General features: G+C 63.9%; 22 protein-coding genes. 6 read left to right on the top strand and 16 right to left on the bottom strand.

Annotation, left to right across the window (positions count from 1 at the left end):
* Positions 1 to 63 precede the first annotated feature (63 nt).
* The 6 genes from X733_RS153255 to X733_RS153230 are packed head-to-tail and all read right to left on the bottom strand — an operon-like array spanning position 64 to position 4,403.
* Positions 64 to 1,323 carry an ABC transporter substrate-binding protein gene (locus tag X733_RS153255; protein ID WP_023692246.1) on the bottom strand — a complete coding sequence of 420 codons (1,260 nt, stop codon included), beginning with the start codon at positions 1,321 to 1,323 and terminating at the stop codon, positions 64 to 66.
* A gap of 36 nt (positions 1,324 to 1,359) precedes the next feature.
* A complete protein-coding gene (locus tag X733_RS153250; protein WP_023818578.1) occupies positions 1,360 to 1,788 on the bottom strand; it encodes a DUF4440 domain-containing protein in 429 nt (142 codons plus the stop codon).
* Positions 1,785 to 2,840 (bottom strand): aldo/keto reductase, encoded by a 1,056-nt coding sequence (locus X733_RS153245; RefSeq protein WP_023682685.1) that lies wholly within the window; start codon positions 2,838 to 2,840, stop codon positions 1,785 to 1,787. Before X733_RS153245 ends, X733_RS153250 begins: the two co-directional genes overlap by 4 nt.
* Complete coding sequence (locus X733_RS153240) at positions 2,837 to 3,190, bottom strand: TIGR04076 family protein (protein WP_023682686.1); 354 nt, start codon at positions 3,188 to 3,190, stop codon at positions 2,837 to 2,839. The genes X733_RS153245 and X733_RS153240 overlap by 4 nt, the downstream gene beginning before the upstream one ends.
* Entirely contained in the window at positions 3,191 to 3,679 is a 489-nt protein-coding gene (locus X733_RS153235; RefSeq protein ID WP_023667857.1) for a DUF3830 family protein, read from the bottom strand.
* A gap of 1 nt (position 3,680) precedes the next feature.
* On the bottom strand, positions 3,681 to 4,403 hold the full coding sequence (locus X733_RS153230; protein WP_023682687.1) for a GntR family transcriptional regulator: 723 nt from the start codon (positions 4,401 to 4,403) through the stop codon (positions 3,681 to 3,683).
* Positions 4,404 to 4,527: 124 nt separating this feature from the next.
* Between X733_RS153230 and X733_RS153225 the strand changes: the two genes are divergently transcribed.
* From X733_RS153225 to X733_RS153205, 5 genes are read left to right on the top strand one after another with little or no spacing between them, the layout of a single operon-like run.
* Positions 4,528 to 5,328, top strand: coding sequence for an ABC transporter ATP-binding protein (locus X733_RS153225; RefSeq protein WP_023735676.1), 801 nt, complete (start codon positions 4,528 to 4,530; stop codon positions 5,326 to 5,328).
* Positions 5,325 to 6,071: an ABC transporter ATP-binding protein gene (locus X733_RS153220; protein WP_023667854.1), complete on the top strand. Its 747-nt coding sequence runs from the start codon at positions 5,325 to 5,327 to the stop codon at positions 6,069 to 6,071. Before X733_RS153225 ends, X733_RS153220 begins: the two co-directional genes overlap by 4 nt.
* Positions 6,068 to 6,976, top strand: coding sequence for a branched-chain amino acid ABC transporter permease (locus X733_RS153215; protein ID WP_023667853.1), 909 nt, complete (start codon positions 6,068 to 6,070; stop codon positions 6,974 to 6,976). The genes X733_RS153220 and X733_RS153215 overlap by 4 nt, the downstream gene beginning before the upstream one ends.
* A complete protein-coding gene (locus tag X733_RS153210; protein WP_023818579.1) occupies positions 6,973 to 7,956 on the top strand; it encodes a branched-chain amino acid ABC transporter permease in 984 nt (327 codons plus the stop codon). Before X733_RS153215 ends, X733_RS153210 begins: the two co-directional genes overlap by 4 nt.
* A complete protein-coding gene (locus X733_RS153205) occupies positions 7,953 to 9,248 on the top strand; it encodes an FAD-dependent oxidoreductase (protein ID WP_023818580.1) in 1,296 nt (431 codons plus the stop codon). The genes X733_RS153210 and X733_RS153205 overlap by 4 nt, the downstream gene beginning before the upstream one ends.
* A gap of 78 nt (positions 9,249 to 9,326) precedes the next feature.
* On the opposite strand, the gene X733_RS153200 is transcribed toward X733_RS153205, so the two are convergent.
* From X733_RS153200 to X733_RS153165, 8 genes are all read right to left on the bottom strand, one after another.
* Entirely contained in the window at positions 9,327 to 12,164 is a 2,838-nt protein-coding gene (locus X733_RS153200) for a nitrate reductase (protein ID WP_023818581.1), read from the bottom strand.
* A 3-nt stretch (positions 12,165 to 12,167) separates the two neighbouring features.
* The gene (nirD, locus tag X733_RS153195; RefSeq protein ID WP_023682694.1) at positions 12,168 to 12,497 is read right to left on the bottom strand and encodes a nitrite reductase small subunit NirD; all 330 of its coding nucleotides are present in this window, start codon (positions 12,495 to 12,497) and stop codon (positions 12,168 to 12,170) included.
* Between the two features lie 5 nt (positions 12,498 to 12,502).
* On the bottom strand, positions 12,503 to 14,953 hold the full coding sequence (gene nirB, locus X733_RS153190) for a nitrite reductase large subunit NirB (protein WP_023738361.1): 2,451 nt from the start codon (positions 14,951 to 14,953) through the stop codon (positions 12,503 to 12,505).
* 4 nt (positions 14,954 to 14,957) lie between these two features.
* On the bottom strand, positions 14,958 to 15,755 hold the full coding sequence (locus X733_RS153185; RefSeq protein ID WP_023818582.1) for an ABC transporter ATP-binding protein: 798 nt from the start codon (positions 15,753 to 15,755) through the stop codon (positions 14,958 to 14,960).
* A 10-nt stretch (positions 15,756 to 15,765) separates the two neighbouring features.
* Positions 15,766 to 16,656, bottom strand: a complete 891-nt coding sequence (ntrB, locus tag X733_RS153180; protein WP_023747991.1) for a nitrate ABC transporter permease — start codon at positions 16,654 to 16,656, stop codon at positions 15,766 to 15,768.
* 92 nt (positions 16,657 to 16,748) lie between these two features.
* Positions 16,749 to 18,077 carry a CmpA/NrtA family ABC transporter substrate-binding protein gene (locus X733_RS153175; protein WP_031193233.1) on the bottom strand — a complete coding sequence of 443 codons (1,329 nt, stop codon included), beginning with the start codon at positions 18,075 to 18,077 and terminating at the stop codon, positions 16,749 to 16,751.
* A gap of 338 nt (positions 18,078 to 18,415) precedes the next feature.
* Positions 18,416 to 19,654 (bottom strand): CmpA/NrtA family ABC transporter substrate-binding protein, encoded by a 1,239-nt coding sequence (locus X733_RS153170; RefSeq protein ID WP_027050164.1) that lies wholly within the window; start codon positions 19,652 to 19,654, stop codon positions 18,416 to 18,418.
* Between the two features lie 2 nt (positions 19,655 to 19,656).
* Entirely contained in the window at positions 19,657 to 20,259 is a 603-nt protein-coding gene (locus tag X733_RS153165; RefSeq protein WP_023667842.1) for an ANTAR domain-containing response regulator, read from the bottom strand.
* 282 nt (positions 20,260 to 20,541) lie between these two features.
* On the opposite strand from X733_RS153165, the gene X733_RS153160 reads away from it, so the two are divergent.
* Positions 20,542 to 22,830, top strand: a complete 2,289-nt coding sequence (locus X733_RS153160; RefSeq protein ID WP_245274416.1) for a mechanosensitive ion channel family protein — start codon at positions 20,542 to 20,544, stop codon at positions 22,828 to 22,830.
* Positions 22,831 to 23,007: 177 nt separating this feature from the next.
* On the opposite strand, the gene X733_RS153155 is transcribed toward X733_RS153160, so the two are convergent.
* Both X733_RS153155 and X733_RS153150 read right to left on the bottom strand, forming a co-directional pair.
* Positions 23,008 to 24,495: an aldehyde dehydrogenase gene (locus X733_RS153155; protein WP_023818585.1), complete on the bottom strand. Its 1,488-nt coding sequence runs from the start codon at positions 24,493 to 24,495 to the stop codon at positions 23,008 to 23,010.
* Positions 24,492 to 25,685: a cytochrome P450 gene (locus tag X733_RS153150; RefSeq protein WP_023751799.1), complete on the bottom strand. Its 1,194-nt coding sequence runs from the start codon at positions 25,683 to 25,685 to the stop codon at positions 24,492 to 24,494. The genes X733_RS153155 and X733_RS153150 overlap by 4 nt, the downstream gene beginning before the upstream one ends.
* Between the last annotated feature and the right edge of the window lie 24 nt (positions 25,686 to 25,709).

Consider the following 25,709-nt stretch of genomic DNA (forward strand, 5'->3'; position numbering starts at 1 on the left):
TGCTTGTCCGGCGTCGATCTCCCAGAGATCGAACGGAGATCGCGCCGGACAATGTACCGGCGCCTACTGCAATTTCGCCTGCAGCGCGTTGACGTCGTCGGTTGTCATTTCACCGTCGGTCGTCACCTTGCCGTCGACGATCTTCCACAGCCGGAACGGACCGGTGATGTCGCCATATTTGTCGAAGCTGACCGGACCGATGACGCCTTCATAGCGGATCGGCTTGCCGTCCTTGATCAGGCCGAGCGCCTTGGCGAACTCGTCCTTGCCGGCATAGATCGGTGTGCCGGCAGGATCGACCGCCTTGTACATGGCATCCTTGATCTTGGCTGGATCCTCGGAGCCGGCAATGGCAATGGCGAGACCGACAATGGCGCCGGCATCATAGGAACGGTCGGCTGCCGGGTTCGACGGTTCGATGCCCGAAAACTCCTTGTAGTTTTTCAGGAAATAGTCGGTGGATGCCGTCGGGCTGGTGCCGGAAGAGGTACCATAGGCATCCTTCAGATAATCGGCGCCGACGGATTCGATGAAGTCCGGGCTGTTCATGCCGTCATTGAGCAGGAATTTCTGCACGCCGCCCTGCGATATCCAGGTGCGGGCGACCGTTGCGCCGTCGACCGGCGTGCTGACGAGGTAGAGTCCGTCCGGCTCGCCTCCCATCGCCGCCGTCACTTCCGAGGCATAGCTCGACTGCTTTTCATTATAGGGCGTGTCGGAGACGATGGTGCCGCCGAGCGCTTTGTAGGCACGCGAGAATTCGGCCACCATGTTGACGCCGAAGTCGTTGTTGACATGGATGATCGACAGTTTCTTGAAGCCCTTGTCGATGGCGTATTTGGCGGCGGCCACGCCTTGCAGCGCATCCGACGTGATGGTGCGGAAGAAGATGCCGTTGGTCTTGCCGTCGCGGCCAAGGGCGGTCAGCGTCGGCGAGGACGAAGCCGGCGACACCTGCACGATCTTGGCCGGCCCGGTGACCGAGGTCAGGATCGGGATCGACACCGAGGAGATGATGCCGCCGATGATCACCGGCACCTTCTTGACCTGTACCAGCTGGGTCGCGGCATCGACCGCGATATTGCCCTGGCTCTGGCTGTCGCGCGTGTCGGTTGCGAGATCGCAGCCGCGTACGCCACCGGCTTCATTGATGTCGCGGAAGGCCATTTCGACGGACTTCGCGCCGGCCTGGCCGTATTCGCCGGCCGGACCGGTGAGCTCCATGACCAGGCCGACGGTGATCTTGCAGTCCGCTGCGTGTGCGGCGCCGGCCATCGTCACGAGAGCCAGTGCTGTGGTGATTTGAAGTATCGTCTTCTTCATTGCCGTTCCCCTTTTCTTGTTTGAACTTTTGCCTGTTCAGCCTTCCGGCGCCTGCAGCCAGGTCTCATGCAGATGCCGCCATTCGACGCCGTTTGGTGCCGATGAACTGGTGGTGAAGACCGCACTGGACTGCCGGCGACTGTGTTTGCCGGCGCGCAGTTGCGCCTCGATGTAGAAGATGACGATCGTGTCCGCGTCCTGCCAACCCGGCCTGATGTCCTCGATCGATATGGCAAAACCGTCGTCGCAAGTGGCGCGGCTTGTCCGGACATGATCTACGACCGCGTCGCGATCGAGGATCTGGCCATTCGGCGCCACCATGGTGAGGCTTTCGCCCATGACAGCCTCGAAGCGGCCGAACTCCACAGCGTCGGCTCGCGCGGCGACAAACCAGTCGACGAAGAAGCGATGCAGGTCGATGATTTCAGCGCTGGCACGCGAAAAAAGGGAAGGCTCTCCGCTCATTTCTTCCCCGCATTGAGGTTGTAATGCATGATCGAGCCGTGGCGGCCATGACGGTCGCGCTCCAGCGCGTAGACATCGCCCGCGAGGCCGGTGCCTTGTGCGATGGCGGCAGCAATCCGCGCGCGATCGTCGGCGTCGAGCGCGACGTCCATGATTTTCGTATTGGCCAGCGCATGTGCCTGGTTGCGCGCACCCACAATGACGGCCGCGACCTGCGGCTGCTCGAGCACCCATGCCGAGGCGATGGTGGCGATGTCGACGCCGTGGCGATCGCCGACCGCTTTCAGCGCCTTGAGCAGGGACTGGAACAGCTCCCAGCCGCCGAAGTCGTCGATGATCAGCTTGTATTTGACCAGCGAGCGGTTTTCGAGCGGCGTGGAGGGTTCGGCCACGCCAAGCCATTTGTCGCTGAGGAAGCCGCCCGCCACCGAGCCGTAGCAGAGGAAGCGGACACCGTTCTTAGCGGCAAGGTCCGCAAGGCTGTTTGCCGGCCGCTGGTCGAGCACTGAATATTGCAGTTGCTGGCTGACCAGCGGGATGCCCGCGGAGAGGATTTCGGCTAGCCTCGGCGTATCGAAATTGGTGGTGCCGAGATTGCGCACCTTGCCTTCCAGCCGAAGCTCGTCGAGCCAACCCATCGCCTCGACGTAACGAGGCTGGTCATAATCCCACCAGTGAAACTGCACAAGATCGATCCGCTCCGTCTTCAGCCTGCGAAGCGACTGATTGACGATGCCCCTGATGTAGTCGCGGCTGATGCTTGCCAGTCGTTCGAGGTCCGGCACCAGCTTGGTGTGCACCTTCATCCTGGCCGCAACATCGAGACCGCGCTCGCCGGCCAGCCGCAGGCGCGCGGCGCCGATCAGTTCCTCGACGCCGGTGTAGATGTCGGCGCAATCATAGGTCCAGATGCCGGCATCGAAGGTGGCGATGAGGTCGGTCACGGCCTGCCTGCGGTCGATAGCGCCATGGCCGCCGGCCAGCTGCCAGCCGCCGCGGATGACGCGCGAGATCGTATAGCCGGGGCTGAGTTCGACGGTCCTGGCGCTCATCTTTTGTCGGTCTCCTTCGGCAGCGGCACAGCCGTGGTTTGGGCATGGCTGAACCGCCGCTTGGCCAGCCTGACGATCCGCAGCCGGCTGGCGCAATTGGGATCGGGACAGGCGATCTCGGCATCCGAGGTCATCCAGTCATTTGCATGCGTCGGGCGCTGCTTTGCCGCCAGGAGCGGCAACACGGCGGAGATCGAGTAAATCGAAAAACCCTGCCCCGCCGGCAGCGACAGCATTTCGCCCTTGAGTTCGAAATAGTCGCCGGCCCTGGCGCCGCAATAGACCGGCTTGCCCTCGGGGATGACCGCTTCGACGCGCAGATCGAAGAGTTCGAAACTGTCGTCGGCCATTCAGGCCTCCACCAGGCTGAAGGTGATGTCACAGGCGCCGTTGCGGCGGATGACGCCGCAGGCGGCGGCAAACTGATCGCGCTCTCCGGCAAGCACTTGCGCGACCACGCTGCCGGCCAGCCAGCCGATCGGGAACAGCAGCCGCGCCCCCTGCCCGTAGTACAGGCCGATATCGAAGATGGCATTGGGATTGCCGCCCCACACGCGTGGCGGCACATAGGACAGCACGATATCGCCGGGCTGCGGCGTCAGCGTTGCATTCTCCGGTGGCAAAGACTGGGCATAGGCCTGGCCGTGGAGATCGGCTGACGGAACCGGGCACGAGATTTCCGGTCCTGTCCACATCGCATGGATGCCTGGGATGATGCGTGGCTGCGCCAGATAAGCCAGCAGGAAGGCGGCATTCTCCGGCGCCTTTTCGGGCAATAGCAGCGCCGTCACGGAAAGCTTCGAGCGTGGTTCTGTGATGCCGATGGCGGGCTTGGGCATGTCAGTCCTTCGCCGATTGAAGTTTGTCGCGCAGGAAGGCGAAGGGGCGGCTGATGTCGGCTACCAGCGCCTCGCGCGCCGCTAGCGCATCCTGTTTGGCAAGTGCCGCGACAATGCCGCGGTGATAGTGCGCGGTATCGACCTCCCCGGCCTCGGAGAAGGCATAGATGGCGACGCGGATGCAGGGTCCCGATTGAAGCCAGAGGCTTTCGATCATCGGGATCAGCACAGCCGAGCCGCAGCAGCGGTAGATCTCAAAATGGAAGCTCTGGTTGAGCGTCGCTTCGCGGTCGATATCCTTCTTGTGCTTCAGGGCCCGCATCTCGTCCCACTCGCCCAGCATGGCTTCGATCGAAGCGATCTGGCGCGGGCTCATACGCGTGGCGGCAAGCGCGATCGCTTCGCCTTCGATGAGTGAGCGGGCGCGCAGGAGGTCGTCGATGCGCTCCAGCGTGATCGGCGGCACGCGCACCGAGCGGTTGGGCAGCGCCTCCAGCGCCTTTTCCGTGATCAGCCGTCCAAGCGCTTCGCGTACCGGCATGGTCGAGGTGACCAGCGCATCGGCGAGACCGCGGATAGTCAGCACCTGGTTTGGCTCGAAAAGGCCACCGATCAGAGCACGGCGCAACTCGGAATAGACGCGATCCTGCACCGTCTCGCGGCCGACCGGCGTAAGCTGGGCTGCGATCGTCCCGTTGTTCTTGTCGATGGCAGCCTTCTGCATTACCGGCATTTGCCCCGTTTTCGGCTTGCGAATGAAATTAAAGCCGAATAGCGTGATCAACGCAAGTGTGATCACAAATCAAAAATCAGGAGGCGACAACGATCGTCTTCGGCCAGAGGGTTTGATGAGCGATGCAGCGGAGCGCCAACGGCAGGAGACCCGTGCGCCAGTTCTGACGGCACGAAACGTCGTCAGGCGTTTTGGCGGCCTTGTCGCCGTCAACGATGTCTCGTTTGATGTCAAAGCGGGCGAAATCCTCGGCCTGATCGGGCCGAATGGCGCCGGCAAGACGACGATGTTCGATCTGTTGGCGGGCAGCATATTGCCAACCAGCGGCGATATCCTGCTCAATGGCACGCGCGTCTCCGGCGAAGCCGCTCATCTGCGTATCGGCCGTGGTCTTGGCCGCACCTTCCAGATCCCGCGCCCCCTGCCCAATCTGACGCTGATCGAAAACATCATGCTGGCGGCGCAGGGCCAAGCCGGCGAAAAATTGCTCGCCAACTTCGTCACGCCGTGGCGAGTGGCGGCACAGGAAAGAGCAGCCAGGGCAAAGGCACTCGAGCTGCTGGAGCTCGTCTCGCTCGCTCGGCTGGCGCACGAACCGGCGCGCGTGCTTTCCGGGGGCCAACGCAAGCTGCTCGAACTCGCCCGCGTCATGATGGCCGATCCGGCGATCATCCTGCTCGACGAACCGGCCGCCGGCGTCAACGCGACGCTGCTCGAGATCATCATCGACCGCATCCGCGACATCAACGCGCACGGCATCACCTTTCTGCTGATCGAGCACAATATCGACATGGTGACGCGGCTCTGCCACCGCGTGCTGGTCATGGCGAGCGGCCAGTTGCTCAGCGAAGGCACGGCAGAGGAAGTCGCCCGCGACCCGCGCGTCATCGAGGCTTATCTCGGGGGCGCCACATGAACGAGACCGTCCTCGACGTGCGCAACCTCGAAGCCGGCTATGAGCTTGGCGTGCCGATCGTGCGCGGCGCCTCGATCACCGTCGGCAAGGGCGAGATCGTCGTCGTGCTCGGTCCCAACGGCGCCGGCAAGTCGAGCTTCATCAAGGCGATCGCCGGCCTTGTCCCGATCACCGGCGGCACCGTATTTCTGGACGGCAAGGACATCACCGCCGCTCCCGCGCACACCATGGTTCGGCTCGGCCTGGCCTTCGTACCGCAGACGGAGAACATCTTCCCGCTGATGTCGGTCGAGGACAATCTGAAGGTCGCCTGCGGCATCCTCGAGCGACGCGAAATCCCTGCCCGCATCGAGGAAATGTATGCGGCCTTCCCCGACCTCGTCCGCCAGCGCCGCACCGCCGCCGGCAATCTGTCGGGCGGACAGCGGCAGATGCTCGCCGTCGCACGTGCGCTGATCGTCCATCCCAAGGTGCTGCTGCTCGACGAGCCATCGGCCGGCCTCTCGCCGAAATTCGTATCGATGGTGTTCGAGATGCTGGCCGGCATCCGCAGGTCCGGCGTCACCATCCTGCTGGTCGAACAGAACGCCAAGGCAGCGCTGGCCATCGGCGACCGCGCCTATGTGCTGGTCGAAGGCAAGGACCGGCACGAGGGTGTGGCGTCCGAATTGTGGAACGATCCTGTCGTCGCCGAACTCTATCTCGGCCAACGCCCTCACGCCGGCAAGGGAGGCGCGGCATGAGCCTGCAATTTGTCGTCGATGGGTTGCTGACCGGTTCGATGATCGGCCTCGGCGCCATTGGCGTGACGCTCACCTATTCGATCCTGCGCTTCTCGAACTTCGCCCATGGCGACTTCATGGCCTGGGGCACCTATGCGACGCTCGCCGTCGTCAGCACCATCGGCGCGATGTTCGGCAAGGTGGAGCCCATTGGACCGCTGTCCTTCGGCTGGTCGCTGCTGGTTGCGCTGGTTGTCGGCATGATTTTCACTGCCCTGCTGGCGCTGTTGCTCGACAAGGTGCTGTTTTCGCGGCTTCGCTCGCAGGGGCAAGCCATCATCGTGGTGATGGCGAGCTTCGGCGCCTCGATGGCGCTGCGCAGCCTGCTCGAATTCACCTTCAGCTCACGGCCGACCTATTTCAGCCGCGCGATCCAGATCGCCATGCCGGTCGGCTTCGGCATCCGCATCACGCCCGATCAGATCGCGCTTCTGCTGCTGACCGCCGTGCTGGTGCTCGGCGTGCATCTGTTGATGACACGCACGCAGACCGGCCGCTCCATGCAGGCGCTGAGCCAGAATGCAGCGCTGGCCCGCATCGTCGGTATCGACGTTGCCTCCGTTGTGCGTGTCACCTGGATCATCGGCGGGGCGCTGGCCTGCGTGGCCGGCGTGATGATCGGCATTCTGGTGCAGATCCGCCCGTTCATGGGCTTCGACATGCTGCTGCCGATGTTTGCAGCAGCCATCCTCGGCGGCATCGGCAGCATTCCGGGCGCTGTGCTCGGCGGCTTGATCATCGGTCTTGCCGAAGCCGGTGCGGTGCAGCTGATCGGCGCCGAATGGCGCGCTGCAATCTCCTTCATCATCCTGATGGCGGTGCTGTTCGTGCGGCCGATCGGCCTGTTTGGTGTGAGGGAACGCTGATGGACCTGCTCGGCTACGGCGCCTTCTTCCTGACCACCGCGCTGATCTTTTCGCTGGTCACACTGGGGCTCAATCTGCAGTGGGGGCTGACTGGCCTTTTCAATGTCGGCCTTGCCGGATTCGTCGCCATCGGCGCCTATACATCGGCGCTGCTGACGACCCCGGACGATGCCGCGCGCTTCGGCGGCTTCGGTCTGCCGATCCTGGTCGGCTGGGCGGGCGCCATGGTCGTCGGCGGTATCGCCGCAGCACTTACCGGCATGGCCACGCTGCGTCTGCGATCCGACTACCTGGCGATCACCACCTTCGGCGTCGCCGTCGTCGTGCAACTGGTCGCGCTCAATGCGCAGAAGCTGACCGGCGGGCCGTTCGGCATCGGTTTCATCCCACGCCCGTTCGGCAGCCTTGCCGAAACGCCGCTGCTGTTCAACCTGTCGAACCTTGCGGTCGTTTCGGCTGTGACGCTGATCGCCTATCTCGCTCTGGAGCACCTGTCGCGCAGTCCGTGGGGCCGCGTGCTCAAGGCGCTGCGCGAGGACGAGCGAGCGGCGATTTCGCTAGGCAAGAGCGCGCGCTTCTACCGCGTCCAGGCCTTCGCCGTCGGCGGCGCCATCATGGCGCTCGCCGGCGCTTTGCAGGCGCATTTCACCGGCTTCATCGCGCCGGACAATTACCTGCCGATCCTGACCTTCCAGGTCTGGGTGATGCTGATCGTCGGCGGCTCGGGCAGCAATGCCGGCGCCATCGCCGGCAGCATCCTGGTCTGGGCGATATGGGCGGGGTCGGGCACGCTGACCAGCGTGCTGTTTGCGCCCGAGCAGCAGGCACGCGCGGCCTCACTGCAGATCGTCGCCATCGGCGTCATGCTCTGCGTCATCCTGCTGATTCGGCCGAACGGATTGTTCGGCGACCGGCCGCGCCGGCCGAAGCCCGGCAAACAGACAAAGGCGGCGGCCAGCGAGAACGAGGCCGGACCATGAATGCCATGATCCGGCAAGACGTGCATGGCGTTTCACTCTGGCATGCCGTCAGCCGCAACCGCCGCGACCGGGGCACGCTGCAAGGCGGGCTCGACGTCGATCTCGCAATCGTTGGCGGCGGCTTTTCCGGCCTGTCGACGGCATTGCATGCCGCCGAGAAAGGGCTTTCGGTCGCGGTCCTTGAAGCCGAATTCCTTGCCTGGGGTGCGACCGGCCGGAATGCCGGCTTCGTCGTTCCGAACTTCGCCAAGCGGGATCCAGACGACATCATCGCCGAACTCGGACCCGAGCGCGGCGGGCGCCTGGTTGACTTCGCCGCCGGCAGCGCCGACCTGGTCTTCGGGCTGATCAAGCGGCACGGCATCGAATGCGACGCTGTGCAGAATGGTTGGATCCAGCCGGCGCATTCGTCCGCCGCGCTGGAAAAGACGCGATCGCGCGCCGAGCAATGGGCGGCGCGGGGCAGGCCGACCGTTGCGCTCGACGCCATGGCGGTCACGGAGCTCACCGGCATCGACGGCTATGCCGGCGGCTGGATGGACAGATCTGGCGGCGTCCTCAATCCGGTCGAGTATGCGCGCAGCCTGGCCGATGCCGCCGAAAAAGCCGGCGCGCGGATCTTCGAGCAGACGCGCGTCGCTTCCATTGACCGCGCTGCGGATGGCTGGACCTTGAGGACCGCATCCGGCGCCGTGCGTGCGGGCAAGGTGGTGATCGCCACCAACGCCTATGGCGGGGCACTGAACCGGACACTGGCGCGGACCTATATCCCGCTGAAAGTCTTCCAGATCGCCACTGCGCCGCTGTCGCGGGCCATACGCGCGCGCCTGCTGCCCGGCGGCCAGGGCGTCGGCGACACCAGGCGCAACCTGTTCACGTGCCGCTTCGATGGCCAGAACCGGCTGATCAGCGGCGGCATGCATGTCGTCGGAGCCGGCGCTGAGACGCGCATGCCGCAAACGATCTGGCGACGGCTCGCCAGGCATCTCGATTTGCCTGACCTGCCGCCGCTTGCCTACAGCTGGACAGGCGTGGCGGCGGTGGTGCCGGATTTCCTGCCGCGTCTCATCGACCTCGGCCCGGGCCTGATCGCCGGCTTCGCCTGCAACGGCCGCGGCATCGCCATGACCACGGCAATGGGCAAGGTGCTGGCCAACTGGGCGAGCGGAACGGACGCCCGCGATCTGCCGCTCCCCTTCGCGCCGCCAGCGCCGATCCCACTGCACAGCCTCGTGCGCTATGCACCGAATATGCTGCTCCCCTGGAGCATCCTGCGCGACCGGCTGGATTAGACCGCCACCACCTTCCGCCATCGATGACCATGGTGGCCCAAGAGGATATCGTCAGATCCCCTCCCCAGCCAGCCGCATCTACTCCGCAGCCTGAACCCGATTGGCCTGGATGACCGCCCGGATCTCGGACCGGCAGGAGCCGCAATTTGTGCCGGCCTTCAGGGCGCCGCCTATGGCTTCGATTGTCGTGCACCCGGCCGCCACTGCCGCCACGATCTGGTTGACCCCGACGTTGAAACAGGAGCAGACGGTCGCGCCCGCATCGGGCCGATCGGCGCCGGCGCGACCGGCCACGATCCTGAAGCGTTCACGCTGGCTTGTGTGAACTTCCTGGAGTTGCTGTGCCGCCCAGCTTCGCGAAACCGCTACCGGTCCCGACGCGATAAACAAAGCCCCGGCGAGGTGCTGGTCGTCGAAGGCAGCAATACGATGCTGGCCGGTATCGCGGTCGTGATAAGCGAGCGTATCGGCTACGGGAACATCGAAAAGCGAACCAGCAAAACCAGCCCAGTCGATGTCGTCGTCAGCAAAGGCAAGCTCCACCCGCCAGCCGCCCTTGCATTTGGCCATGGCCCAGTAGTCTGCTGCGACCGCCACCGGCTTGCGGCGCACCACGGCGAAGCCGAAGGCTCTCGCGGCGAATTTCTCGATGCGGGCGCCGACATGTTTCAGCGCAGGCTGACCGGAAACCGGATCGGTCAGAGGCGCGGTCAGCGTGTCGAGCCGGCCTTTTGCCGAAAACTGGTCAGTCCAGTGCATCGGCGCAAACACGCTGCCCTGGCGCTGGCGTGCCGTCACCAGCGCGCGCACCAGCACATCGCCGCGCGGGCTGGAGACGCGCACAATGTCGGCGTCGCCAATGCCGTGATGCGTGGCATCCGCCGGGTGGATCTCGACAAAGGGCTCGGCCATGTGCTGGGAGAGACGTGGGCTTTTTCCGGTGCGGGTCATTGTGTGCCAATGGTCGCGAACGCGGCCGGTGTTGAGGATCAGCGGATAGTCCGGGCTGGTGCGTGTCTCGACGATGGGACGAATGGCGATGAAGCGGGCCTTGCGGTCGGGGGTGTAGAAATTGCCGTTGGCGAAGAAGCGGGTGCTGGAAGGGTCAAGTCCCGCTTGAACACCCCCCTCTGTCCTGCCGGACATCTCCCCCGCAAGGGGGGAGATTGGCAGCTTTGACGCCGGCATATCTTCTGCATCGTTGGTAATTGGCGAAGGCCGAGGCGATGGCTGATCTCCCCCCTTGCGGGGGAGATGGCCGGCAGGCCAGAGGGGGGTGGCTGGGCTCGGCGCCGGCCATTGGAAAGGCTCAAGCGCTGCATAGGCCTCCTTATCAACACCAGCATAAGCGCCAATATCAAAATCCCGTGCGCCGTCATTCTCGAACCCGGACAGCGCGGCGTGTCCGGCGAAGATTTCCGCTGGCGACGAATAGGAAAACGCCTCGTCAAACCCCATCCGCTTGCCCACCTCGGCGACGATCAACCAATCCGGCCGCGCCTCACCAGGCACCGCAAGAAAGCTGCGCTGGCGCGAGATGCGGCGCTCTGAATTGGTTACGGTGCCGTCCTTCTCGCCCCATGCGGCGGCAGGCAGCCGCACATGGGCGTGGCGCACGGTGTCCGTGCTCGCCAGCACATCCGAAACCACGACAAACGGGCAGGCCTTGATCGCCGCCTCGACGCCATCGGCGTCCGGCATCGAGTCGACCGGGTTGGTGGCCATGATCCACAATGCCTTGATGCGGCCGGCGGCGATCGCCTGAAACATCTCGACCGCCTTCAGACCGGGCTTTGGGGCGACGGCCGGCGCATTCCAGAAACGCTGCACGCGGTCGCGGTGCTCGGGGTTTTCGATCTCCATATGGGCGGCCAGCATATTGGCCATGCCGCCGACCTCGCGGCCGCCCATGGCGTTGGGCTGGCCGGTCACTGAAAACGGTCCTGCCCCAGGTTTGCCGATGCGGCCGGTGGCGAGATGGCAGTTGATGATGGCGTTGACCTTGTCAGTGCCCGAAGACGACTGGTTCACGCCTTGGCTGTAGACCGTTACTGTCTTTGCGGTGGTGGCAAACAGGCTATAGAAGCGGGCAAGCTCCTCTTCGCTCAAGCCGGTGGCGGCGGCAACGCCGGCAAGATCGAGTTTCGAGGCAGCGAAGAGCGCTTGCCCGAAGCCGGTCGTGTGGGCGGTGATGTAAGCGCGGTCGAGTGCGTTGTGCTGGCCGAGCCAGGCGAGCAGACCAGTGAACAAAGCAACGTCGCCATCCGGCGCGATCGCCAGGTGAATGTCGGCGATATCAGCGGTCATGGTGCGGCGCGGGTCGACCAGCACGACCTTCATCTCCGGTCGTTTTTCCCGGGCCGCCGCGATGCGCTGGAAGAGCACGGGATGGCACCAGGCGAGATTGGAGCCGACCAGCACGATCAGGTCGGCGAGCTCGAGATCCTCGTAGGTGCCGGGCACGGTGTCGGAGCCGAAGGCGCGGCGGTGGCCGGCAACCGAGGAGGCCATGCATAGCCGCGAATTGGTGTCGATGTTGGCCGAGCCGATGAAGCCCTTCATCAGCTTGTTGGCGACATAGTAGTCTTCGGTCAGCAACTGGCCGGAGACATAGAAGGCGACGGAGTCAGGACCGTGCTCGGCGATGGTTTGCGAAAAGGTCGAAGCGACGCGGTCGAGCGCCTCGTCCCAGCCGGCACGGCGACCGTGGATTTCGGGGTAGAGCAGCCTGCCGTCGAGGTCGATGGTTTCGGCCAGGGCCGAGCCCTTGGAGCAGAGCCGGCCGAAGTTCGCTGGATGGTCGGGGTCGCCGCGAACGCTGACTTCACCGTCCGCGGCGACTTTCGCCAGCACGCCGCAACCCACCCCGCAATAGGGGCAGGTGGTCCTCACCTCGCGCGCTTCGCCCAGTTCCATGCTTCAGGCCGCGCGGCTGGCCAGCGCTTTCAGCGCAATGAACAGGTGCTCGCCCTCGGTCCGCACAGGAATGGTGCGTACGGCGCCCTCGTCGGCGCCGAGCGCCTTGCCCGTCTCCAGCGAGATGACCCAATTGTGCAAGGGACAGGTGACGGCGGTGCCGTGGACGATGCCTTGGCTCAGCGGCCCACCTCTGTGCGGGCAATGATCGTCGATGGCGTAGACCTGATCGTCCTGCGTGCGGAAGACGGCGATCTTACCCTCGGGTGTGTCGACGCAGCGCGCGCCACGCCGCGGGATGTCGGAGAGTGAGCCGATCGATATCCAGTCCATTTTGATCACTCCGCCGCCTGCGCAAACCCGACAGAAGCCATTGGCCGGAACTCGTGCTTGTCCTTGCCGGAGACGCGTTCCGACCACGGGTCGACCTGGGCGAATTTCTGGCTGAAGACGAAGCGCTCGTAATAGGCCTTGCGCTTGGCGCCGTCGTCCATGATCTGGCGCTTGATCTCGGGGATGCCGATGCGCTTGGCCCATTTGTAGATGCGCTCGAGATAGCGGCCCTGCTCGCGATACATCTGCGTCAGCGCGACGACATGCTCCAGCGCCTCGTCTTCGGTCTTGACCAGGCCAAGCACTTCGGTGCCCTTGATGTCGAGGCCGGCGGCGCCGGCGAAATGGATCTCGTAGCCACTGTCGACACAGATCACGCCGACATCCTTGCAGGTCGCCTCGGCGCAGTTGCGCGGACAGCCCGACACCGCCATCTTAACCTTGGCCGGGGTCCACGAGCCCCACATGAATTTCTCGATGCGAATGCCGAGGCCGGTCGAATCCTGCGTGCCGAAGCGGCACCAGTCGGAGCCGACACAGGTCTTCACCGTGCGCAGGCCCTTGGCGTAAGCATGGCCTGAGACGAAGCCGGCCTGGCCGAGATCGGCCCACACCGCCGGCAGATCCTCCTTGCGGATGCCCAGCATGTCGATGCGCTGGCCGCCGGTGACCTTGACCATCGGTATCTCGAACTTGTCGACGACGTCGGCGATGGCGCGCAGTTCGGCGGCGTTGGTGACGCCGCCCCACATGCGCGGCACCACCGAATAGGTGCCGTCCTTCTGGATGTTGGCGTGGACGCGCTCATTGATGAAACGCGACTGGTAGTCGTCGGCATAGTCATCGGGCCAGTCGCAGACGAGGTAGTAGTTGAGCGCCGGCCGACATTTTGCGCAGCCGCAGGAGGTCGTCCATTCCAGCTCCTGCATGACGGCGGGAATGGTCTTCAGGCTCTTGGCGATGATCAGCCGGCGCACCTCGTCATGGCCGAGCGTTGTGCAGCCGCACATCGGTTGCACGGCGGCCGGGTTGTATTTGTCGCCGATGGTCAGCACCATCAGCTTCTCGACCAGCCCGGTGCACGAACCGCAGGAAGCCGATGCCTTGGTGTGGGCGCGCACGTCGTCGAGCGAAGCCAGGCCCTTGGCCGTGATCGCGCCGGTGATCTTGCCCTTGCAAACGCCGTTGCAGCCGCAGATTTCCGCATCATCCGGCAAGGCTGCAACGGCCGCCATAGGGTCCAGCGGGGCACCCCCCTGGTAGGACTGGCCGAAGATGAGCGTGTCGCGCATCTCCGATATGTCGGTCTGCTTCTTCTTGAGATCGTTGAACCAGGCCCCATCCGCCGTCTCGCCATAAAGCACGGTGCCGATGATGCGGTCGTCCTTGAGCACAAGGCGCTTGTAGACGCCGGCGGCGGCATCGCGCAGCACGATCTCCTGGCGGTCCTCGCCTTCGGCGAAGTCGCCAAGCGAGAACAGGTCGATGCCGGTGACCTTGAGCTTGGTCGGCGTGTCCATGTGGACGAAGGCCGCTGCCTCGTTGCCGGCCAACTGGCTCGCGGCAACACGCGCCATCTCGTAGAGCGGCGCGACCAGCCCGTAGACCTGGCCGTTGACCTCGGCGCATTCGCCGAGCGCGTAGATGTCGGGGTCGTTGCTGCGCATGCCGGCATCGACGACGATACCACGATTGACGGCTATGCCGGCCTCTCTGGCCAGCGCCGCATTCGGCCGGATGCCGACCGCCATCACCACCAGCGTTGCCGGGATAATAGTGCCGTCGGCAAGCTCCACCTGCCCGACCTTGCCGTTGCCGGTGATCGCCTGGGTGTTGGCCTTGGTGATGACCTTGATGCCGCGCTGTTCCACCGCGCGCTGCAGGAGATAGCCGGCGGCGGGGTCGAGCTGACGCTCCATCAATGTCGGCATGACATGCAGCACGGTGACGTCCATGCCTTGGGCGTTCAAACCTGCTGCCGCCTCCAGCCCGAGCAGGCCGCCGCCGATGACCACGGCCTTGGCGCGCGACTGGGCGGCAAGCATCATGGCCTGAACATCGTCGAGGTCGCGATAGGTCAGCACGCCCGGCAGATCGTGACCGGGCACCGGAATGATGAAAGGCACCGATCCGGTGGCGATGACGAGCTTGTCGTAAGGCTCGGTGACGCCGTGGTCGGAGGTGACGGTCTTGGCCGCCCGGTCGATGGCGACGATCTTGTGACCCTTGTAGAGGGTGATGTTGTTGGCGATGTACCAGCCGTCGCCGTGGATGATGATTTCCTCATAGGCCTTTTCGCCGGAGAGAACCGGCGACAGCATGATGCGGTCGTAGTTCACCCGCGGCTCGGCGTTGAAGATGGTCACGGTGTAGCGGCCCGGCGCCTGTTCGAGCAGATGCTCCAGCATGCGCCCGGGGGCCATGCCGTTGCCGATGATGACGAGTTTTTCGGTCATGGCGTTACTCCGCGGCTTCGACGAAGCGGTGACGTTCATAGAGGAACTTCAGCACCGCTTCGCGGCAGCGCAAAAAGGTGCGGTCGGAAGAGAGTTCGACGCGGCGACGCGGCCGCGCCAGCGGCACCGCAAGCACCTCGCCGATGGTCGCCGCTGGACCGTTGGTCATCATGACGATGCGGTCGGACAACAGCACCGCCTCGTCGACATCGTGGGTGATCATGATCGTCGTCGAGCCGAGCCGGGAATGGATGTCCATAACCGCATCCTGCAGATGGGCGCGCGTCAGCGCGTCGAGTGCCCCGAACGGCTCGTCGAGCAAAAGGATCTTCGGCTCCATGGCAAGCGCCCGGGCAATGCCGACGCGCTGCTTCATGCCGCCCGATATTTCGGCCGGCCGCTTGTCCTTGGCATGGGCCATCTGCACGAGATCGAGATTGCGCATGATCCAGTCATGTCGCTCGGTCCTGCTCTTGGAACGGCCAAAGACTTTCGACACCGCCAGGCTGATGTTTTCGTAGACGGTGAGCCATGGCAGCAGGCTGTGGTTCTGGAACACCACGGCGCGCTCGGGTCCGGGGCTGTCGACCTCCTTGTTTTCAAGCAGCACGGCGCCGGCGGAAACCTTGGTCAGCCCGGCGATCAGATTGAGCAAGGTCGACTTGCCACAGCCGGAATGGCCGATGATGGAGACGAATTCGCCCTTGTCGATGGTCAGCCTGATGTCCTTGAGCACCTCGCTGACCTGACTGCCGCGGGCAAAGGATTTGTCGATATGGTCGAGCTTCAGATAGGCCGTCATCGCCCTCTCCTCACTTTGCCGTTGTGCCGCGGGTGACGAAAGCGCCGACCGCAGCGACCAGGCGGTCGAGGCAGAAGCCGGTGACGCCGATATAGGCGAGCGCGACGATGATGTCGGGCAGCCGCGACGAGTTCCAGGCGTCCCAGATGAAGAAGCCGATGCCGACGCCGCCGGTCAGCATTTCGGCGGCGACGATGGCGAGCCAGGACAGGCCGATGCCGATTCTGAGGCCGGTGAAGATGTAAGGTGCAGCTGCCGGAACCATGATCTTGACGAAAAATTCGAACTGGTTGAGCCGCAGGATGCGCGAGACGTTGCGGTAGTCTTCCGGAATGTTTCGCACGCCGACGGCGGTGTTGATGATGATCGGCCAGATCGAGGTGATGAAGATAACGAACAGCGCCGACGGGCTGGAATCGCGGAAAGCAGCCAGCGACAGCGGCAACCAGGCCAGCGGCGGCACGGTGCGCAGTATCTGGAACACTGGATCGAGGCCACGCATGGCCCAGATCGACTGGCCGACCAGGGCGCCGAGCGCGACGCCGACGATCGCCGCCAGGCCGAAGCCGATGGCGACGCGCTGCAGAGAGATCAGCACCCGCCACGCAAGGCCGATATCCTGCGGGCCGTTGTTGAAGAACGGATGCGCGATCAGGTCATAGGCCTCGTTCCACACCTGGCTGGGCGGCGGCAGGCTGGCGGTCGGCGACGAGCAGGCGATCTGCCACACGACCAGCATGAAGGCGATAACGATGACCGGCGGCACCAGGGCGGTGGCCAGCCTGCCGGCGATCGCGATCGGGTCGAAGCGGCGCCGCGCCCTGGCGGTGAAAGCGATGACCGCGGCAGGCTTCGCGGGGAACGCCTTCACCGTGGTTTCCTCAATGGCTTGGATGGACATGTCTGACAATAACTCCGGGGTCGATGCGGTCGACAACGGCGAAGCGCCGTTGCGCTGGGGCGACAAACGGCGGAACGCGCCGTTTGCGCTGGTCAAGCCGATGCCTTGATCTTCAGGCTGTCGAGATAGGCCGACGGGTTGGCCGGGTCGAAAATCTTGCCGTCGAAGAAGGTCTCGACGCCGCGCGACGACGAGGCCGGAATATCGGCTGCGGCAACGCCGAGATCCTTCGCCGCCTCGCGCCAGATATCCTCGCGATTGACCTGATCGACCAGCGTCTTGATGTCGGTGGTCGGCGCGAATTTTCCCCAACGGATGTTTTCGGCGAGGAACCAGCTGTCGTGGCTCTTGTAGGGATAGGAGACGCCACCCTTCCAGAATTTCATGTAGAGGTCAGTGCCGGTGGCCACGCGGCCATTGCCGTAGTTGATGCCGCCCTTGAGGCGGCCGATAATGTCGGCGACAGGCACGTTCATCCATTGCCGCTTGCCGATGATGGCGGCCATCTCGTCCTTGTTCTCCGTGGCCTCACACCATTGCTGGGCCTCCATGACGGCCATCACGATCGCCTTGGTGGCGTTCGGGTATTTGTCGATGAATTCGGCGCGGAGGCCGAGCGCCTTTTCGGGATGACCCTTCCACAGTTCGCCGGTGGTGGCGGCGGTGAAACCAACGCCCTGGTGGACGAGCTGTTCGTTCCACGGTTCGCCAACGCAGAACACGTCCATGTTGCCGACTTTCATGTTGGCGACCATCTGCGGCGGCGGCACGACGATGGTCGAGACGTCCTTGTCGGGATCGATGCCGCCGGCGGCCAGCCAATAGCGCAGCCACAAATCATGCGTGCCGCCCGGGAACGTCATGGCGGCCTTGATTTCCTTGCCGGCCGCCTTCTTGGCGGCGAAGGCGTCCTTCAGCTTGGAGGCGTCGAGGCCGACACCGGTGCCGGCGTATTCCTGCGCAACCGAAATGCCCTGGCAGTCGTAGTTGAGCCGCGCCACGATAGCCATCGGCATCGGCTGGTTGTTCTGCGTCACCTTGCCGGTGTGCATGAGATAGGGCAGCGGCGTCAGGATGTGAGCGCCGTCGATGCCGTTGGCTTCGCCGCCGAGCATCAGATTGTCGCGCGTCGCGCCCCAGGAGGCCTGCTTGATCACCTCGACGTCGGGCATGCCGAACTTGGCGAACAGCCCCTTCTCCTTGGCGATCATCAGCGGCGCCGCGTCGGTCAGCGCGATGAAGCCGAGCTTGGCGCCGGTGACCTCCGGAGCGGTCGTGGCGGCATAGGCGCCCGAGGGGAAGAGCTTGCGGGCCGCCACGAACAGGCCGGCCGTCATGGCGCTGCTGACAAGAAAATCGCGGCGCGTCACATCCTTGAGCGATGTTCCCGTCCCGATCCATTTCCCTATTTTTTCTTTCATCGTGATCTCCGGTTGAACGCTTCGTCGAGTGGCCCAAAACAAAAAAGCCGCCGTCCAGGCCTCGCGCGTCCGTACATCCGGGATCGCGTCGTTGACCTGAGCGGCAGCTTTGCCTGTGGCGCCCGCCATTGGACGCCTGTTCCGTGACCCGCGAAGGGTCTGGCTAATTCAAAGCAGGAACCGTGCCAGTTCTGAGTGAAACGAAAAACCTAAATGAAATCAACATTACGCGCCAGACGCCGGCACGCGAGGCGACATCGCAAGCAGGTCAAAGATTGTTCATTACAGCAATCGCACGCACATTTTTTGTGCAATGCACAAGAATGGCGCGAGAATGATCAGGCTTCCGCGCGAGCGACTTTCTGGCGCGCTATATAGCCGTCGATCTCGTCGGGGTCGAAGGTCTGACCGTCGAAGAAGCCGTCCGGCCCAAGCACCAAACCTGCCCCAGTCGCACCGACAGCCGTGGCGACCTTAAGCGCGCCCTCGACCTTCGCATTGGCGCCGGGAAGTGCAACGCCAAGCGGCTTTAGCGCCGAGCGGTAGAGGTCCGGACGGTAGCAGTCACGGGCGATAGCAAGGTTTTCCGGCGTGTGCTCGACATGCCCCCAGCGCACCATCTGCGTATAGAACCACAGCGCATGGCTCTTCCACGGAAAGTTCGCCGCCTTGTCGAAGGGCAGGAAGAAGTCGTCGACATCCAGTTCGGCGCCGCCGCCCAGTTCAAGATGGCCGGTCAGGATCGGCATCTGGACAGCTGGTGGCAGGCCGAGGAAGCCAGCTTGAGCCATCACACCAGCCAGTTCGGCGTGGTTGCCCGGATCCTGGCACCAGCGCGCCGAATGATGCAGCGCGCGCAGCAATGCTGCCAGCGCGACCGGGTTCTCCTGCGACCAGGCCTTGCGCACGCCGATCACCTTCTCCGGACTGTTGCGCCACAGCAGCGCCTTGATGGTGACGATATGGCCGGTGCCGGCGGCGACCGAGGCGCTGTTCCAGGGCTCGCCGACGCAGTAGCCGTCGATCCGCCCGGCGACCAGCGCATCGGCCATGAAGGGCGGTGGCACGATGACGATCTCGATCTCGCGCTCCGGATCGATGCCGCACCCGGCAAGCCAGTAGCGCAGTTCGTAATTATGCCCCGAATGCGGGTGCACCACGGCAAAGCGCAGCGGATCGCCGCCAGCCCCGGCGCGGTCGCGAATGAAGGCACCGAGGGCTGCGCCCGCGCGCGCGGGCTCGAGATCGGGTATGGCGCCGTGTGCCGCCATGCCTTCCCAGACAGCGTTGGAGATGGTGACGCAATTGCCGCCAAGCCCGAGCGAAAACGGCACGATGGTCTCGGAAGCAAGCGGCGTCAGCCCGAGATTGCAGGCGAGCGGCATCGGCCCCAGCATGTGCGCCAGGTGGAAATGGCCGATGGCGATGCGGTCGCGGATGTTGGCCCAGGAGGTCTCGCGGTGCAGTGTGAGATCGATGCCCTCGCGTGCGGCAAATCCAAGCTCACCCGCCGCAACCAGCACGGCACTGTCGAAGAGCGGCATGAAGCCGGCGGTGATCTGGTGCTCGGCGCTCATGCTCATTCGTCCTCCGACGGCCCGAGCAGCCCGGCGGCAGTCACCAGGCTCTGGGCAATGTCGCCGATCTTGCGGTTCTGGTTCATCGCCGTCTTGCGCAGCAGCGTGTAGGCGGCCTCTTCGGTCAGGCCGCGCGACTTCATCAGGATGCCCTTGGCACGGTCGATCACCTTGCGGCTCTCAAGCTCCCCTCGAACCTCTTCCAGCTCGCGCGCCATGCGCGAGAAAGCGTTGAAGCGGCTGACCGCCATGTCCAGGATCGGCTTGACGCGCTCTTGCCTGAGGCCGTCGACCACATAGGCCGAAACGCCGGCATCGACCGCCGCTTCGATCGATGCCTGGTCCGATCGGTCGACGAACATGGCGATCGGCCGCTTCACCGCACGCGACAGCTGGAACATGTTTTCCAGCATGTCGCGGTTCGGGTTTTCCAGATCGATGACGATGACGTCCGGCTCGATCTCGGCGATGCGCCGCGCAATGCCGGTCACGTCGTGGATGACGGTGACCCGCTCATGGCCGGCCTCGCGCAAACCTGCCTCGATGATCGCGGCGCGGATACGGTTTTCGTCGATGACCAGGACGGCGAGTGAGCTGCGGACCATGCGTGCATTGTGGGCAAGGTCGCAAAATTGTGCAATGCGGCATGGTCACAGGCTCCCGCCGCGGAGCAACCCCCGACCGACAACGACCCGGTCTAGGTGGTCGGGACAAGGAATGCAGCGCAACGCTGGCACTGGTGATGACAGCCTTGCCGGTCGCCTGGTGCCCTACCCAACGGTCTAGGTGCGATGAGACTTGCACCGCAACATCGGCTTGTTAAAGGTGGGGGCAACGACGGACATAGCTGTCCTTGCTCGCCGATCTGACCGGAAGGTTACCGCACGATGCTGCTCATGAAACGACGATTGGGGGCCAGGGAGCCGGCGCGCCCAGCACGGCGTCCCGGGAACCTGACGGCGATGTTCGTCCTGATAGCCGGGCCGCTCGTCCTTGGCATCGCCCTCCTGTTGGCTGGTCCGGCACAGGCCCAGGCACCGGCCGCCGTCGCGCCCGACAAGGTCAAACAGCTGTTCGAGCTTCTCGACGATCCGTCGGTGAAGGCCTGGGTGGCCGAGCAACGAAATCCGGCCGCTGGATCAACGGAAGCGCCTGCCGAGGCTGGCGCTCCGCCGGCCGACGCCGTGGCCGCACCGGGCCAGATGAATACAATGGCATCCTCGACGCTCGATCGGATCAAGCATCACATCGAGAAAATCGTGCGAACCGTGCCCACACTGCCGGGCCAGTTCGCGCGCGTCAGGGCCCAGACAATGGACGATATGTCCAGCAAGGGCCCCGTCAGCATATTGGTGCTGATTGCGATCTTTATCGCTGCCGGCCTGGCGCTCACCTGGGCAATATACAAGCTCACCCGTCCATTTCGTCTTTGGATCATCGCGCAACCCAGAGATACGCCCATCGGGCGGGCCAAGAAGATCGGCGGCCGCACGCTTTATTCCAGCATGATGATCGGCTCGTTCGCGCTGGGCAGCGCCGGTGCGTTCATGCTGTTCGACTGGCCAGCGCTCATCCGCGAGATTGTGCTGACATTTCTGATGGCTGCGGTCTTTACGTGGGCTGTGCGCCTATACGTGATGGCCACGCTCGTCCCTTCTTTCATGGAGGTCGAGCACGCCATCGAGGTTCGTGCCCTGCCGATCACCAACGGAGCTGCTGACCATTGGGCTTATTGGCTGCCCCGGATCGTCGGCGTTTTCGCCTTCTTCGCCGCCGCGTTTGTCCTCTTGCCGGGTCTCGGCATAGACCAGGACGGAATGATGGTCCTGTCCGTCGGCGCCGATTTCATCCTGCTGTTGCTCTTCCTGCTGGCCATTTGGCGTCGGCCAAGAACGCAGCGAGACGGCGCGCGCCACAGCGGTCACACGGCAGTGACATGGTTGTTGACGGCTTATTTCGTCGTTCTGTTCCTCGAACGCATTGCCGGCCTCTACACATTCTTCTGGTTTACCTTCACCGCATTCTTCCTGCCTTTGGCAATTGTGCTGACAGAGCGCGGGGTTAATTTCGTCCTGCGGCCCGGTTCGGAAGATGCGGGCCGGCCGACGATCCCGGCGGTGACGATCGCTGTCATCGATCGCGGTATCCGGATGATTTTCATCCTCGCGGCGGCTTACCTTCTCGCACGCGTACTGGGCCTGGACATGCAATCCATGCGCGGCAGCGATACGACCACCATGCTCATATTGCGCGGCTTGATCAACGTCGTGGTCATTGCCCTTGCTGCCGATTTCGGCTGGTCGATCATCAAAGCCTTGATCGAACGAAAGCTGGGCGTCGCGATACCGCAAGCCGTGATGGGCGAGGAGGACATCCTCACCCTCGATCCGCATCAGGCGCGGCTGCACACGCTGTTGCCGATCATTCAGAACATTCTGCTCGCGGTGATCATCGTGATGGCGGTGCTGATGATGCTCGCTTCGATCGGAATCCAGATCGGCCCGCTGATCGCCGGCGCCGGCGTCGTCGGCGTCGCCGTGGGTTTTGGCGCGCAAACCATCGTCAAGGACGTGATCTCTGGCGTGTTTTATCTGCTCGACGATGCTTTCCGTGTCGGCGAATACATTTCATCGGGCAGCTACAGGGGTACGGTGGAGAGCTTTTCGCTGCGCTCGGTGAAGCTGCGCCACCATCGTGGTCCGCTGTTCACGATACCTTTCGGTGAACTCGGCGCCGTGCAGAACCAGAGCCGTGACTGGGTCACCGACAAATTCAACATCACCGTTGGCTATCACACCGATATCGACTTTGCTCGCAAACTGATCAAGCGAATTGGCCTGGAACTGGCCGAAGATCCGGAGTTCAAACACTGGGTGATCGAACCGATCAAGATGCAGGGCGTGCAGGAGTTCGGCGAGTACGGCATCGTCTTGAGGGTCAAGGTTACGACCAGACCTGGAGGCGCCTTCAGCATGAAAGGCAGGTTCTTTTTGCGCCTCCGCCAGGCCTTCAAGGAGCAGGGCATCGAACTCCCATTCCCGACCGTCCACGTCCAGGGGCTGCAAGACCCGCATGGGACAGAGAATGCGCCTTTGGAGGTCACACCCGAATTACGAATGGCCGTCGCCCAGTCGCACACCAATCGGCGCAGAAAAAAAGCGAGCACAACGGAGTAGGACGCCGTGATACCGGCCGGCCGCAACACGGCTTTCCGCGCAAAACCAGGACCCACGACACCACGCTAGTCGGAACTGCCGATAGCGGTGACGCGATCGCCGCCAACCAGCACCAGCGTGGCGTTTCTGAGGCCAAGCTTGACGAAAAGAGCAGATACGCTGGCCTTTCCGCAAGGCTCAGAGCGCAATCCAGGCGGTCTTGAGGTCGACAAATTTCTCCAGCGCATGCAGCGACTTGTCACGGCCGAAACCGGACTGTTTGACGCCGCCAAGCGGCACGGTGATATCGGCTCCGCCATAGGTGTTGACGTGGACGACACCGGCGTTGATGGCGCGCACCATGCGATGGGCCGTGGAAAGATTGGCGGTCCACACCGCCGAGGCAAGTCCGTAGACAGTGGAGTTGGCGAGATGCACCGCCTCCTCCTCGGTCTCGAAGCGCATCACGCCGAGCACCGGTCCGAACACCTCCTCGCGCGCCAACTGCATCTCTTGCGTCACGTTCTCGAAGATCGTCGGCGCCATGTAGCTGCCGCCGGTCTCGGTCAGTATCCGTTCGCCACCGGCGACGAGACGGGCGCCTTCGGCTTGCGCCATGGCGACGAAGCCGAGATTCTTGTCCAGCTGTTCGGCGCTCGATACCGCACCGATATCGCTGGCGAGATCGAGCGGGTCGCCGACCTTGAGCCGCGTGGTTGCCGAGACAAGTTCGTCCATGAAAAGATCATAGACCGACGACTGGACGAGCAGACGCGAGCCCGCCACGCAGACCTGGCCTGAATTGCGAAAGATGCCGTTGGCCGAGACGACCGCCGCCTGCTTCAGGTCCGGAGCGTCGGCAAAGACGATGTTGGGCGACTTGCCGCCAAGCTCGAGGAAGACCCGCTTCAAATTGGAACGGGCGGAGTATTCGAGCAGCCGCCGGCCGACCGGCCCCGATCCGGTAAAGGCGATGGCGTCGACATCCATGTGGAGGCCAAGCGCTTCGCCGGCGACAGCACCATGCCCGGTAACGACGTTGAACACGCCTTCGGGAAGTCCAGCCTCGCTTGCGAGTTCGGCCAGCCGCAGCAAGGTCAGCGAGGCGATCTCCGGCGGCTTGACGACGACGCTGTTGCCGGTGGCCAGTGCGGGCGCAATCTTCCAGGCGCCGATCATCAGCGGGAAGTTCCACGGCACGATGACGCCGACGACACCGAGTGGCTCCCTGTGGATCAGCCCGAGCACATTGTCGGCCGTCGGCGCGATCTCGCCATAGACCTTGTCGATCGCCTCGGCGTAGTAGCGGATGGTGCCGGCCGCCGACAGTGGCTCGGCCTTGTAGGCCATGCCGATCTCGGTGCCGTTGTCGCGCACGCCAAGCACGACCAGTTCGTCGACATGTTCTTCGATCAGCTCGGCAAATTTCGTCAGCACCTTCTTGCGAAAGGCAGGGGCGGCGCGCGACCATGAACCCTTCTCGAATGCTTTTCGCGCCGATCGGACCGCGCGATCGATGTCGGCGGCATTGCCGTCGGCGATGCTGGCAAAAGGGCGGCCGTCGATCGGCGAAATCACCGCCAGCGTCGCGCCGCTCGTCGCTGCGGCCTGTACGCCGTCGATAAACAAGCCCCGCTCGCCGATCTCCGTCTTGCGCAGCGCGTCGATGGCATTCTGGCTGATCATTGGTGGCGGACTCCCAGGGAAACATACAACGTGGTTGGCGCTCGGAATTCCCAGCCGCGAAACACCGGCACCTTGCCCGGCACCAGGCTGAGATCGGGGAAGCGCAGGAGCAGCAGCCTTAATGCAAGGCACATCTGCTCGCGCGCGAAAAACCGGCCCGAACAGAAATGATGACCAAAGCCGAAGGCGGCATGATTGCCTTCCCTGCGGTTGATGTCGAAGCGGTCTGGATCGGCAAAGCGGCTCTCGTCGCGGCTTGCCGAGGAGACAAGTGCAGCGACCGCGGCGCCGACAGGGATCGTTACGCCGCCAAGCTCGACCGCCCGCGTCGTCTGCCGCGTCTGGGTGCCGATCGGCGCCACCCAGCGCAAGCCTTCATCGACAGCCCTGGGCACAAAGGTCTCGGGATCGGCGAGCACCTGCCGCAATTGTTCGGGATGCGCAAGCAGGCCGGCGAGGATCGAACCGGCACCATGTCCGGGCTCCTGCATGCCGCCAAGCAGGATGACCTTGATGCTTGGCATCAAGAAATCGATCGGCCGCGTCGTGCCTTCCGGCATGCCGTCATGCAGCATATGCGACAGCGCCGAGTCGTCGGGTGCGCGCGCCAGTCTATCCAGAGTCGGCCGGATGGCTGCGCCGACCTCGGCGCTGATCGCGTCGGCGATCTCTTGCCGCTTCGGGTCGTTCTCGAAATTGATGGCGCCCTGCGCAAGGCCATAGAACCAGCGGCGCAGCGTCGGCATGTCGATGTCGGCAAGGCCAAGCGAGCGCGCCAGGCTGAGCGTCGACACCGGCTCGAAATAATCCGCCATCAGCTCGGCGGAGCCTTGTTCGGCGATCCGGTCGAGAAAAGGTTCGGCAATCGACCGTACGAGATCGCCGGCATAGGCGGCGACGGTGCGCGGCCGGTATTTCGGATCGACGCCTTGGCGCAGCTGTCTATGCGTTTCGCCGTCGGTGGTCAGGATGGTCGGCTTGCCGAACGAGCGTTCGACCGGAGACGTACCGACGACGGCGGAGAAGATGTCGGGTGACTTTGCGACGGTCTCGACGTCCTTCCAGCGGGTGACGAACCAGAGATTGACCGCCGGCACGAAAGCGACAGGCGCACTGCGCCGCAGTTCCGCATAGATCGGATACGGATCGGCTTCCAGCGCCTCAACGGTGATGCTCTCGGCAAAGCTCAACGCCGGTACTCCCTTTGCGATGGA

Origin of the sequence: Mesorhizobium sp. L2C066B000, assembly GCF_000502335.1 — a bacterium.
In the GTDB taxonomy this organism is placed as follows: Bacteria; Pseudomonadota; Alphaproteobacteria; order Rhizobiales; family Rhizobiaceae; genus Mesorhizobium.

Excerpts from the sequence above, each read along its gene's own strand:
- X733_RS153155 (WP_023818585.1), bottom strand. The coding sequence starts at position 24,495 with ATGATCAGCCAGAATGCCATCGACGCGCTGCGCAAGACGGAGATCGGC.
- X733_RS153215 (WP_023667853.1), top strand. The coding sequence starts at position 6,068 with ATGAGCCTGCAATTTGTCGTCGATGGGTTGCTGACCGGTTCGATGATC.
- X733_RS153230 (WP_023682687.1), bottom strand. The coding sequence starts at position 4,403 with ATGCAGAAGGCTGCCATCGACAAGAACAACGGGACGATCGCAGCCCAG.
- X733_RS153185 (WP_023818582.1), bottom strand. The coding sequence starts at position 15,755 with ATGACGGCCTATCTGAAGCTCGACCATATCGACAAATCCTTTGCCCGC.
- ntrB (WP_023747991.1), bottom strand. The coding sequence starts at position 16,656 with ATGTCCATCCAAGCCATTGAGGAAACCACGGTGAAGGCGTTCCCCGCG.
- X733_RS153205 (WP_023818580.1), top strand. The coding sequence starts at position 7,953 with ATGAATGCCATGATCCGGCAAGACGTGCATGGCGTTTCACTCTGGCAT.
- X733_RS153160 (WP_245274416.1), top strand. The coding sequence starts at position 20,542 with ATGCTGCTCATGAAACGACGATTGGGGGCCAGGGAGCCGGCGCGCCCA.
- X733_RS153235 (WP_023667857.1), bottom strand. The coding sequence starts at position 3,679 with ATGCCCAAGCCCGCCATCGGCATCACAGAACCACGCTCGAAGCTTTCC.
- nirB (WP_023738361.1), bottom strand. The coding sequence starts at position 14,953 with ATGACCGAAAAACTCGTCATCATCGGCAACGGCATGGCCCCCGGGCGC.
- X733_RS153220 (WP_023667854.1), top strand. The coding sequence starts at position 5,325 with ATGAACGAGACCGTCCTCGACGTGCGCAACCTCGAAGCCGGCTATGAG.
- X733_RS153175 (WP_031193233.1), bottom strand. The coding sequence starts at position 18,077 with ATGAAAGAAAAAATAGGGAAATGGATCGGGACGGGAACATCGCTCAAG.
- X733_RS153170 (WP_027050164.1), bottom strand. The coding sequence starts at position 19,654 with ATGAGCGCCGAGCACCAGATCACCGCCGGCTTCATGCCGCTCTTCGAC.
- X733_RS153165 (WP_023667842.1), bottom strand. The coding sequence starts at position 20,259 with ATGGTCCGCAGCTCACTCGCCGTCCTGGTCATCGACGAAAACCGTATC.
- X733_RS153240 (WP_023682686.1), bottom strand. The coding sequence starts at position 3,190 with ATGGCCGACGACAGTTTCGAACTCTTCGATCTGCGCGTCGAAGCGGTC.
- X733_RS153245 (WP_023682685.1), bottom strand. The coding sequence starts at position 2,840 with ATGAGCGCCAGGACCGTCGAACTCAGCCCCGGCTATACGATCTCGCGC.
- nirD (WP_023682694.1), bottom strand. The coding sequence starts at position 12,497 with ATGGACTGGATATCGATCGGCTCACTCTCCGACATCCCGCGGCGTGGC.
- X733_RS153225 (WP_023735676.1), top strand. The coding sequence starts at position 4,528 with ATGAGCGATGCAGCGGAGCGCCAACGGCAGGAGACCCGTGCGCCAGTT.
- X733_RS153250 (WP_023818578.1), bottom strand. The coding sequence starts at position 1,788 with ATGAGCGGAGAGCCTTCCCTTTTTTCGCGTGCCAGCGCTGAAATCATC.
- X733_RS153200 (WP_023818581.1), bottom strand. The coding sequence starts at position 12,164 with ATGGAACTGGGCGAAGCGCGCGAGGTGAGGACCACCTGCCCCTATTGC.
- X733_RS153255 (WP_023692246.1), bottom strand. The coding sequence starts at position 1,323 with ATGAAGAAGACGATACTTCAAATCACCACAGCACTGGCTCTCGTGACG.